Source organism: Kordia zhangzhouensis, assembly GCF_001005305.1.
GTDB lineage: Bacteria > Bacteroidota > Bacteroidia > Flavobacteriales > Flavobacteriaceae > Kordia > Kordia zhangzhouensis.
The window spans coordinates 16,366-26,155 of sequence record NZ_LBMH01000008.1; the positions used below are offsets into that span (position 1 = coordinate 16,366).

15 protein-coding genes are annotated in these 9,790 nt (G+C 33.3%); 6 read left to right on the forward strand and 9 right to left on the reverse strand.

The window, feature by feature from the left end; genetic code table 11:
- Nucleotides 1-175 precede the first annotated feature (175 nt).
- Complete coding sequence (locus tag AA088_RS12735) at nucleotides 176-583, forward strand: acyl-CoA thioesterase (protein ID WP_046745405.1); 408 nt, start codon at nucleotides 176-178, stop codon at nucleotides 581-583.
- Between the two features lie 25 nt (nucleotides 584-608).
- A complete protein-coding gene (locus AA088_RS12740) occupies nucleotides 609-941 on the forward strand; it encodes a hypothetical protein (RefSeq protein WP_046745406.1) in 333 nt (110 codons plus the stop codon).
- A gap of 3 nt (nucleotides 942-944) precedes the next feature.
- Here AA088_RS12740 and AA088_RS12745 read toward each other — a convergent pair whose 3' ends face one another.
- Genes AA088_RS12745 through AA088_RS12770 form a run of 6 tightly spaced genes read right to left on the reverse strand, consistent with a single transcriptional unit; the run spans nucleotide 945 to nucleotide 5,232 of the window.
- Complete coding sequence (locus tag AA088_RS12745) at nucleotides 945-1,562, reverse strand: IMPACT family protein (protein WP_046745407.1); 618 nt, start codon at nucleotides 1,560-1,562, stop codon at nucleotides 945-947.
- 39 nt (nucleotides 1,563-1,601) lie between these two features.
- Nucleotides 1,602-2,225 carry an alpha-ketoglutarate-dependent dioxygenase AlkB gene (locus tag AA088_RS12750; RefSeq protein ID WP_206539844.1) on the reverse strand — a complete coding sequence of 208 codons (624 nt, stop codon included), beginning with the start codon at nucleotides 2,223-2,225 and terminating at the stop codon, nucleotides 1,602-1,604.
- 32 nt (nucleotides 2,226-2,257) lie between these two features.
- Complete coding sequence (locus AA088_RS12755; protein ID WP_046745408.1) at nucleotides 2,258-3,121, reverse strand: EamA family transporter; 864 nt, start codon at nucleotides 3,119-3,121, stop codon at nucleotides 2,258-2,260.
- Nucleotides 3,118-3,732, reverse strand: a complete 615-nt coding sequence (locus AA088_RS12760; protein ID WP_046745409.1) for an HAD family hydrolase — start codon at nucleotides 3,730-3,732, stop codon at nucleotides 3,118-3,120. The genes AA088_RS12755 and AA088_RS12760 overlap by 4 nt, the downstream gene beginning before the upstream one ends.
- Nucleotides 3,725-4,771 (reverse strand): bifunctional diaminohydroxyphosphoribosylaminopyrimidine deaminase/5-amino-6-(5-phosphoribosylamino)uracil reductase RibD, encoded by a 1,047-nt coding sequence (gene ribD, locus AA088_RS12765; protein ID WP_046745410.1) that lies wholly within the window; start codon nucleotides 4,769-4,771, stop codon nucleotides 3,725-3,727. The genes AA088_RS12760 and ribD overlap by 8 nt, the downstream gene beginning before the upstream one ends.
- Nucleotides 4,771-5,232 (reverse strand): LEA type 2 family protein, encoded by a 462-nt coding sequence (locus tag AA088_RS12770; protein ID WP_046745411.1) that lies wholly within the window; start codon nucleotides 5,230-5,232, stop codon nucleotides 4,771-4,773. Before AA088_RS12770 ends, ribD begins: the two co-directional genes overlap by 1 nt.
- Nucleotides 5,233-5,422: 190 nt before the next feature.
- On the opposite strand from AA088_RS12770, the gene AA088_RS12775 reads away from it, so the two are divergent.
- The 4 genes from AA088_RS12775 (at nucleotide 5,423) to AA088_RS12790 (ending at nucleotide 8,096) form a co-directional block, all read left to right on the forward strand.
- Nucleotides 5,423-5,995 (forward strand): pentapeptide repeat-containing protein, encoded by a 573-nt coding sequence (locus AA088_RS12775; RefSeq protein ID WP_046745412.1) that lies wholly within the window; start codon nucleotides 5,423-5,425, stop codon nucleotides 5,993-5,995.
- A gap of 80 nt (nucleotides 5,996-6,075) precedes the next feature.
- Nucleotides 6,076-6,552, forward strand: a complete 477-nt coding sequence (locus AA088_RS12780; RefSeq protein ID WP_046745413.1) for a GNAT family N-acetyltransferase — start codon at nucleotides 6,076-6,078, stop codon at nucleotides 6,550-6,552.
- Between the two features lie 47 nt (nucleotides 6,553-6,599).
- On the forward strand, nucleotides 6,600-7,469 hold the full coding sequence (gene prmC, locus AA088_RS12785) for a peptide chain release factor N(5)-glutamine methyltransferase (RefSeq protein ID WP_046745414.1): 870 nt from the start codon (nucleotides 6,600-6,602) through the stop codon (nucleotides 7,467-7,469).
- 48 nt (nucleotides 7,470-7,517) lie between these two features.
- On the forward strand, nucleotides 7,518-8,096 hold the full coding sequence (locus AA088_RS12790; RefSeq protein WP_046745415.1) for an LOG family protein: 579 nt from the start codon (nucleotides 7,518-7,520) through the stop codon (nucleotides 8,094-8,096).
- On the opposite strand, the gene AA088_RS12795 is transcribed toward AA088_RS12790, so the two are convergent.
- The 3 genes from AA088_RS12795 to AA088_RS12805 are packed head-to-tail and all read right to left on the reverse strand — an operon-like array spanning nucleotide 8,097 to nucleotide 9,667.
- On the reverse strand, nucleotides 8,097-8,606 hold the full coding sequence (locus tag AA088_RS12795; protein ID WP_046745416.1) for a hypothetical protein: 510 nt from the start codon (nucleotides 8,604-8,606) through the stop codon (nucleotides 8,097-8,099). It lies immediately after the preceding gene.
- A gap of 56 nt (nucleotides 8,607-8,662) precedes the next feature.
- Nucleotides 8,663-9,160 (reverse strand): hypothetical protein, encoded by a 498-nt coding sequence (locus AA088_RS12800; protein WP_046745417.1) that lies wholly within the window; start codon nucleotides 9,158-9,160, stop codon nucleotides 8,663-8,665.
- 12 nt (nucleotides 9,161-9,172) lie between these two features.
- The gene (locus tag AA088_RS12805) at nucleotides 9,173-9,667 is read right to left on the reverse strand and encodes a hypothetical protein (RefSeq protein ID WP_046745418.1); all 495 of its coding nucleotides are present in this window, start codon (nucleotides 9,665-9,667) and stop codon (nucleotides 9,173-9,175) included.
- Between the last annotated feature and the right edge of the window lie 123 nt (nucleotides 9,668-9,790).

Genomic DNA, 9,790 nt, shown 5'->3' on the forward strand with positions numbered 1-9,790 from the left:
TAGGAAAAAAAAGAAAATTCGGGGTTTTCTCCTTTTGTCTTTAAGCGTGAACAAATATGTGAAAAAAAAAGTAAAAAAAAAATTAGAACGCTATTGAATTTCTTAATTTTTTTTCGCATGATTGGAAACAATTTCTTTACAATACATTAACATTACTTAATATATAAATAATAGCTTGAAAAGTCACGAAATACAAACGCGAATTCGGTATGGAGAAACCGATCAAATGGGAGTCGTATATCACGGAAACTACGTGCAATTCCTAGAAATGGGACGAGTTGAGTGGTTACGCGCATTGGGTGTGTCATACAAAAAAATGGAAGAAGAAGGCATTATGCTTCCTGTTATATCTTTGCAACTTAATTATCGAAAATCGGCATATTATGACGATGTGTTGACCATTAAAACTACACTTAAAAAAATGCCTTCTGTAAAGATTGAATTTGACTACGAAATTCGCAATGAAAATAACGAGATAATTACCTTGGGAAATACTGTTTTGGCATTTATTAATATGGAAACAAATCGTCCAACTCGCTGTCCAGAATATTTATTGAAAAAGTTTGACAAATTAGATTGGTAAGGCCATTAAAAAAACAAAAAAAAGTATGTTAATCTATACAACATTATTTATTCTTTTTCTCGTACTAGTTTTTCTGGAAAGAATCAAAAACTATTTCCAACACAATTCGCAAGGGTGGAAAGTTCGAAAAGAAAGTCATAAAAAGATTATTTATGCAGAGAAGATAAATGGGAAGTGGAATGAGATAGAAATAGAAGCACATATTAACATTGGAACTTTTGAACCTTTATTTAGAACCAAAGATGTTTGGTATGAGTATCCGGCTTGGGCACAAGATCGACACACTATTATGAAACGTGTTACACAACAGTTCCCTCTTAAAAATGAAATTGCTTTGATTGGTAGTGACGAAGAATAAAGTTTATGCTTCGATTTTTTTGATTTTAATTTCATACATGGTCTCAAACAATTCAAAAATCTGTACAGCTTCGTTCTTTCTTACAGAGATTGTAATGCGACAATCCATTTCCAGTTGTTGTGCTGTAATGTTGAGGTTTCGTTCTTTGATGACACGCATCACTTTGTTCATGTTTTTATAATCAAAGATGAGCAAATAGTCAATATTAATTGTCTGTTCAACAATTTCAGCAGCTTCTAGAGCAAGCTGCGCACCAGTACGATATGCGTTAATTAGTCCACCAACACCCAATTTGGTTCCTCCAAAATAACGAACCACAACAATGAGAATGTTTGTAACATCAAAAGATTGAATTTGCCCGTAAATAGGCATTCCAGCACTATTAGAAGGTTCGCCATCGTCATTGGCACGAAAACGAAAAGGTTCACTTTTTCCTAATTGCCAAGCATAACACCAATGACGTGCCGTATGATGACTTTTTTTTAATGCTTCAATATGTTCTTTGATTTCCTCTTCTGAAGTAACAGGATATGCATAGCCATAAAATTTGCTATTTCTATCTTTAAATACTACTTCTTCTGAGGGTTTTACGATAGTTTTATATGTGTCTTTTATCTCCAAAGTGTTTTGTGTTTCTATTAGTTTTTACAAAAAATGTGCTCAACTATTATGAGGAAGAGAATTTTCATTAAAGCCATATTGCCTAAATGTTAGGTTGATTCTTCCTTTAGTGTATTGTACATTGGTTGGCAAACTATGTTCGTAGCGTTCTTGACAATGCTTACCCATAATTAACATGCTACCTTCTTTTAAAAGTATATCATATACTTTCATAGTTTCTTTTTCTCTTAAAAGAAAATTGCGTTCTTCTCCAATACTTATAGAAGGGATTACGGTAGTATCCCCAAAAGCGGCATGGTCTGAATGATAGGCTACTCCAGAAGTTCCATCGGGATAAAATATACATACGCACACACTAAAAGAAAGACCTGTATATGTTTCTACTTTTTTCTTGATAGCAATTAATGCTGTTGACCAAACTGCTGTTTTTCCCCAAATGAATTCAGGGAATGCATTTTTTTTATATAAATGCTCGTCCATGAACATAATTTTCCCTGTATTATTTTGTACTGTATCTTCTTCTGAAAGAAAAGGAATTTTTTGAGAAGTGATGTCATAAACGGAAATGAGTTCCGCATAAAGATTTTTAGCTTTTTCGCTACTCACAAATGCTTCAACATATTCAGCAGTACAATGTAAGGGTAATTTGATTGGTGTTTTCATGTAGGTATCAAAATGTTTTAAAATACGGTATATTATTGAACCGATGCAGAAATCATGATAATACTAATAATAGCGATGCCTATTCCAATCCAATTCTTTACTATAAGTTTTTCCTTAAAAATAATGATTCCTATTATGGTAGACAACATAACGATCGCAACATTGTTGATTGGAAATACAGTAGAACTGTCTCCTAAATTTTCAGGACGTAAAGCCTTTAATAAAAATATAATCGAGTAGAAGTTAGGTATTCCCAACGCGATACCTCCTAAAATTGTTTTACCGTTAATCTTTATATCTCCTCGAAATGTAGCTACAATAATTCCGACGATACATGCACAACCAAAAACTGCGGCAGAAAATACAGGAACTTCCCCTTCTGCTAGGTATTTGGTTTCAATATATTTTATGGTTGTATCAATAATTCCAGAACCTAGAAATAGAAGTACGGGAAACACTATTTTTTTTCGATCAAAAGAAGCGTTATCCTTTTTGACAGTTGTAAGGTATACTGCTAATAAAGCTAATAAGATTCCCATGATTTTGAGGAAACTTAAATGTTCTTGATATACAATTACGGCAAAAATTACAGGAATAATTACCGACATTTTACTTGCTACAGATGCTACAGAAAGTCCGTTGCGTTGTGCGGTAGTAGCCATGACCATAAATATTGAGATAAATAAAAATCCTAAACCAATAGCTCCAGGTATCCATGAACGTTGTACAATGTCTCCAAGAGTTATCCCGTTACTGTAAAAGAAAAAACCACAGCAAAAAGCAGTGAAATAATTAACAATAATTGCTTGAAATGTATGGATTTGGTACTTGTCAAAAAGTTTAAAAATGACAAACAACGAGCTAGAAATGACAATACTTAACGCAAGATAAATCAAAACAATACTTTTTTGTGGGTAAATAAATCTACAATATCTTCTTTTTCGGGATTCAAATTCCACACATGGATTCCTAGAGTTTTGGCAGCATCTGTGTTTTCTTGTGTGTCGTCAATAAATAGAGTTTCCGTAGCTTTTAAATCATTTTTAGATAGTACAAACTCATAAATTTCAGTATCAGGTTTGCGTAATTGAATTTCGTGTGACAAATAAAACTGTTCAAAATTCTTTTTAAACTCTTCATACAATTCTATTCCCCAATCTTGTTGTATCCACGAAATATGTAAGTCATTTGTATTACTTAACAAAAACAACCGATAGTTTTTGTTGTTGGCTAGTTTTTGAATGAATTCCAACCGATGTCGGGGAAAATCTAGCAAAATAGCATTCCAAGCATCTATTAATTCGTTTTTAGAAGTTTTAGGAAAGAGTTCATGATAAAAATGGACAAAAGCATCTGTTGAAATTAATCCTTTTTCGTATGCTTGATTTTTAACAATCATTTCTGGCGTAAAATCATTGATTCCTAATTTATGCAATTCACGAGCAGTTGCAGTTTTATCTAAATTGATGAAAATATCACCGTAATCGAAAATAATATTTTTAATCATTGTGAAAAATTTGTAAAGTGTCCTCTATAATGGAGGTCTTAGTACTTGTTTTTGGGTGAAAATCAGGCGCTTTTATGCCATTTTCAAACCAGACATTCCCTGTAAAAACACGCGCTTCATCCCACAAGTTTGCATCAATAAAAGTTTGTAAGGTTTGTTTGCCCCCTTCAATAATGACAGATTGTAATTCGTGACGATATAATACATTGCAAACTTGTTGAGCTACATTTTTTGAAAAATCAATCGTTTCAAATACAAGGTTTTCTTTAGAAGAAACTTTTTGTGCTGTCAATACGATAGTTTTTATTGATTCATCAAAAAGGGAATAGTTTTGTGGAATACGCAAACTTTTGTCTAGTACAACTCGTACAGGGTTATCGCCATACCAATCACGTGTATTTAATTTAGGATTGTCTGTAATTGCAGTATGCGTACCTACCAAAATAGCTGCTTCTTCACTACGCCATTTGTGTACAAGTTGGCGCGAATACGTATTGGTAATCCAATTGGGTTGCACCGGATCTTTTTTTGTACGTATCTTATCAATAAAACCATCTTGTGACATTGCCCACTTTAAAATGATGTATGGGCGCTTGTGTTGGTGAAACGTAAAAAAACGCTTATTGGAAGCAATACATTCAGATTCCAAAACACCTAAAGTTACTTCACAACCAGAATTTTGAAGCTTAGCAATCCCTTTTCCAGCAACTTTGGCAAACGGATCTATAGTACCAATCACGACTTTAGGAATTTGATGCTCAATGATGAGGTCGCTACATGGCGGTGTTTTACCAAAATGACTACAGGGTTCAAGTGAAACATATATCGTAGCTTCTTTTAGCAACGATTTGTCTTTTACAGAACGAATGGCATTGACTTCCGCATGATGTCCTCCATAAGCACTTGTATAACCTTCACCAATAATCACATGATTGTGTACAATTACAGCACCTACAGATGGGTTGGGCATTGCCGCAGGAAGTCCGTTGGCAGCCAATTGCAAACAACGTTTCATATAGGTTTCATGTGTTGTTGTCATCAAATTTTGATTGTTATTTCTTGTGATTTTTCTATTTCATAATCATAGGAAAAACCTAATGTATGGTAGGTAATAATTCCTTTATATTGAACATTTATCTTTTTAGAAAGTAAACTAGTCAGCAATCCACCAAGAACATCTTGCGCATTTTTCTTAAAAATTTCTTTAGTAGGGATTTCTACTTTTAACGGAATGCTAAATTCTTTTCGAGCAGGTACATCAAACACTTCTGAGCTCATTTTTGCCACAACCATATCGTTGATAATGATATCTATATGTTTACTTTCCAAACTTCCGCCTACATCATTTGGGTTAATGAAAAAAGCATCTGCCGTAAGCACAACGCGATTTAAGTCAGAAGAAACTACGTGCATGTTATCTACTTTAACAAACAATGGTTTTTCGCGCACGCTACAACTTATAATCAATAGCAATAGAGGAATTATGAATAGTTTTTTCATGTGTTGTTAGTGAAAAAAATTAGTGTATTATGCAGTTATCGGTTAAAAATTAAGCGAGTCATATAAAACGAATCTTTCTCTTGCAGAGAACTGTTTTTCAAAGATAGTATTTAGACTTCAAATTTCATCCAAAATCAGTATCTTCACGGCATCGCAAAACTACATAATTTCTATCTGAAGCGCATATAAAATGAGTCAAGAATTCTATCAAGATCAAACTTTCACACAAATTGATTATACGCAACAGGCATTTCCAAAAGGAGAATATGATCACTGTACTTTCGTAAATTGTAAATTTACGGAGGTAGATATGGCTGTAACCACTTTTATAGAATGTACTTTTGATACTTGTGATATGACGAATGCAAAAGTAAAAAGCAGTTCTTTTAATGAAGTCATTTTTGACAGTTGTAAATTGTTGGGCGTTGATTTTAGTTTGTGTAATGCGTTTATGTTTTCTGTTGAATTTGTAGAAACTCAGCTAGAATTGGCTTCTTTTGTAGAACTATCCATGCCGCAAACAACATTCAAGAATTGTAATATGCGAAATGTAGACTTTACGGCAGCTAATGTAGAGAAATCTATTTTTGACAATTGTGATTTGAAAGGCGCTATTTTTGATCATACGAATCTTCAAAAAGCAGATTTGTCTTCAGCATTTGATTACACTATTGATCCTGGTACAAACTCAATTAAAAAAGCCGCTTTCTCACGAAAAGAAATACATGGTTTATTGACTAAATACGATATAAAAATTAGCTAATTTGCAAAGCAAAGTATAAAAATGGTCTGTCTTTGCACTCAAAATTTTGACTGATAATTAACGAGAAAAAAGAATTAGGTATGACGATTAGGAAAATACAACCCGACGACAACGCAGCGGTTGCTACTTGTATCCGTAAGGCTATTACAGAGTTTGGAGTCCCCACTACAGGAACTGCGTACGAAGATCCAGAAACAGATGCGATGTATGAAGCGTACCAGGGAGCACGAGAAATTTATTATGTTATTGAAGAAAATGGAGAAGTGGTTGGAGGAGCAGGAATCAAAAAGCTTCATAACAATACTGATAATGTATGTGAGTTGCAAAAAATGTATTTTTTAGCCAAAATCAGAGGAAAAGGGTATGGAAAACAATTATTTGCAAAATGCCTAGATGCTGCAAAAGAATTTGGGTATAGTCAATGTTATATTGAAACAACTCCGCAATTTAAAGCGGCAATCCATATATATGAGTCGTTTGGTTTTGAGCACTTGGAAAAGCCTTTAGGAAATACAGGACACTATTCTTGTGATATTTGGATGCTAAAAACGTTGTAAATAAGTGTATGTTCATTAATAATATAGCACGCTAATACCCAAAATATTTGAGACTAAAAGATATACAAGATATTTTTCACGAAGAGTTAGACAAACTGTACGGTACAGATGAGGTAAATAGTTTTTTCTTTATGCTTACAGAAGCCTATTTTGATGTTGATCGTTTTGCGTTGGTGATAGATCCAGAGTATGTAATTAATAAAGAACATGAAACATCTATGTTTGCAGCGTTGAGCGAACTCAAACTTGAAAAACCAATACAACACATATTAGGAAAAGCACATTTTTTTGGGTTAGAATTCCATGTAAATGAACATACATTGATTCCACGTCCTGAAACCGAAGAGCTGGTACAATGGATATTGGAGGAGGTTTCTAAAAATCCTCAACGAGAAACGCTACGTATTCTCGATATTGGGACAGGAAGCGGTTGTATACCCATCGCATTAAAAAAACATTTGCCCAATGCTTCTGTGTATGCTATTGACATTTCTGCGGAAGCGCTAAAAGTAGCCAAAAACAATGCAAAAACGAATACCATAATTATCAATTTTGAGAAAGCAGATGTTTTGTCATTGAATGATTTGAATGTGTTTGAGGAAGATATGTTATTTGACATTATTGTATCTAACCCGCCATATGTAAGGAATCTTGAAAAAGCTAGTATGCGAAAGAATGTTTTGGCATACGAACCAGATACTGCATTATTTGTTTCAGATGAGAATCCTTTAGTTTTTTATGATAAAATTGCTAATCTTGCTCAAAAGCACTTGACGTTACATGGTAGTTTATACTTTGAAATCAACCAATATTTAGGAAACGAAATGTCTCAATTGTTAGCAGCAAAGCAATTTCGAAATATTGTTTTGCGACAAGATATTTTTGGTGTTGATCGGATGATGCACTGTACCAAATAAAGCGATTGGACCATATAAAAGTTTGATCGTCTAAAATTTTTAGAACGAATGAAAAGTATCGCTATTTATTGCGGAAGTAGTCTTGGTAATGACAAAAAGATTGTAGCAGACGCGCATGCCTTAGGAATAGCACTCGCTAAAGAAAATATTACAATGATTTATGGTGGTTCTCAAATTGGAATTATGGGAACAGTAGCCAACGCAGTCTTAGAATATGGAGGAAACGTAATTGGTGTAATTCCACACTTTCTTAAGCGAAAGGAAGTGGTACATACCAATTTAACTCAACTATATACTACGGAAACTATGGTTGAGCGCAAGCTAAAAATGATTGAACTCGCAGAAGGATTTATTGCGCTTCCAGGCGGATTTGGCACCATGGAAGAACTCTTTGAGGTTATTACGGCTTTGCAATTAGGAAAAATGCCTCATCCCGTAGCAATCTTAAATAGCAATGGATATTATGACGATTTGATTTCGATGATGCAAACTATGATGCAAAAACAGTTACTTAAAGAAGAAAACTATCGTATGTTAATCATTGAGCAACATATAGAAACTTTGTTGGAGCGTATGCGAGCATTTGTTCCAAAAGTAACACCAAAGTGGATAGATAGTAAGGAATAATTATTTTTCTTCTTTTTGTATGTTTCTTAAAATAATAAGAGCGTACTTCTCGTCGATAACAATTGCTTCCAATTTTGAACGATATACTATTTCTTTATGCTTAAATAGTAGCTTGCCTGTTAGCCCTTTTATAGGACCACTTGTTTGATCATTATAAGAAAAATCAACATATTCAATTGCGTTCCAAATAATTCCGTACTCTTTTCCTTTTTCTTTTAATTCATCAAGTTCATCAACTACTTTTTTACGATATTTTTCAATATCCATTTGTTGTACTTGTTGTGTCACTTCATTATTAGTAGAATCTAACTTTTTTGAAACAAACTCTTTTAGTTTCTCAATGGTTATAAAACTATGGATGAATTCTTTATCAGAAATATGGTCTAGCTGTTTTAAGATAGGCATCGCATTTTTACCAACATCTTCTGCTTTTTCACTAAGCGTTAGATTTTGACTATATGTTGTAAATGTTACAATGACTAATACATAAAAGAAGAATAGTTTTTTCATGAGTTGTTTGTTTTTAGCTTCGTTATTTTGTGAATAAAGGTGTTATCACAAACAGTTTACTCTGTTGCTTGCAATCCTCCTACACCTAGTAAGCCTGATACTGTAAGGTCTGTAATCCAGTAAACTTCTAGTTCAAATTGTTTTTTGTTGTGTAAAAAATGTATAGTACCGTGATTTAAGGTCATACTTCGGTTTCGAGTCGTTTTGTAATCGTACTTTTCAAACGCTGTATTTTTCCAACCAATGGAATTATCTTTAGCATCTTGTTTCAAAAAAGAGTAGATGCTATCAATGTCTTGATAGTATTGCTCTGCGGATATTTCTGCAAGTTGCGGAATGAGTTTTTCGCCTTCTTTTGTATTTTGAATCATTTTTAAAAGTTCTTCATACGATATAAAAAGCGAACGAAATTTTTCAGCAGGCAAAGTATCTAGTGTCTGTATCGTTTCAAAAACATGTTTCCCCACATTGGGATGCGAAACATATGCGGAGTCACACGAACAGCAAATACTAAAAATGCTTAAACTAATGATAAAGCTATAAATCTGTTTCATTAAGCTAAAAAATTATGGTTTTTGAACAGGTTCAAAGTTGGAAAAGTTAAACAATCGTTGTTTGCCATCATACATAAGAGAAATAATGTTTGCTACATATTCTTTTTTATTATGAGTAAACACAACGTACCCATCATGAAAATTAAAACCTTCATGTAGCTTCGTTTGATACATGTACTCTTTGAACTCAATAGCGTTCCAATCAATCGCATACGTTTCTCCAGTTTCTTTAATCATTTGGTACGATAACTCCAAACGTGTGTTATGTGTTTCTGGTGAAACCTTCATAATAGCATTTCGAAAGGTTTCTGCAACAACAGTATCTTTTACAAACTCACGTAATTCTTCTAACGAAATAAAGTATTTATTAAATTCTTCTTGAGAAATGGTCTCCATGTTTTGTAACAGTTCAAATGTATGTTTACCAACCAATTGTACTGTTGTAGGCTTTTTAGAAGTACAGGAAATGATACAAGTTAGAATAAAAATAAAAATCGCTTTTTTCATAAATCAGGCGTCTAATGAACTGCTAAAATACAGCTTTAATTAGGAACTTAAGTTTCAAACACTTGTAAATCGTTAAACACGCAATAAACAAAACCTCTATAAAGTGATTCATCTTTTTTTCGA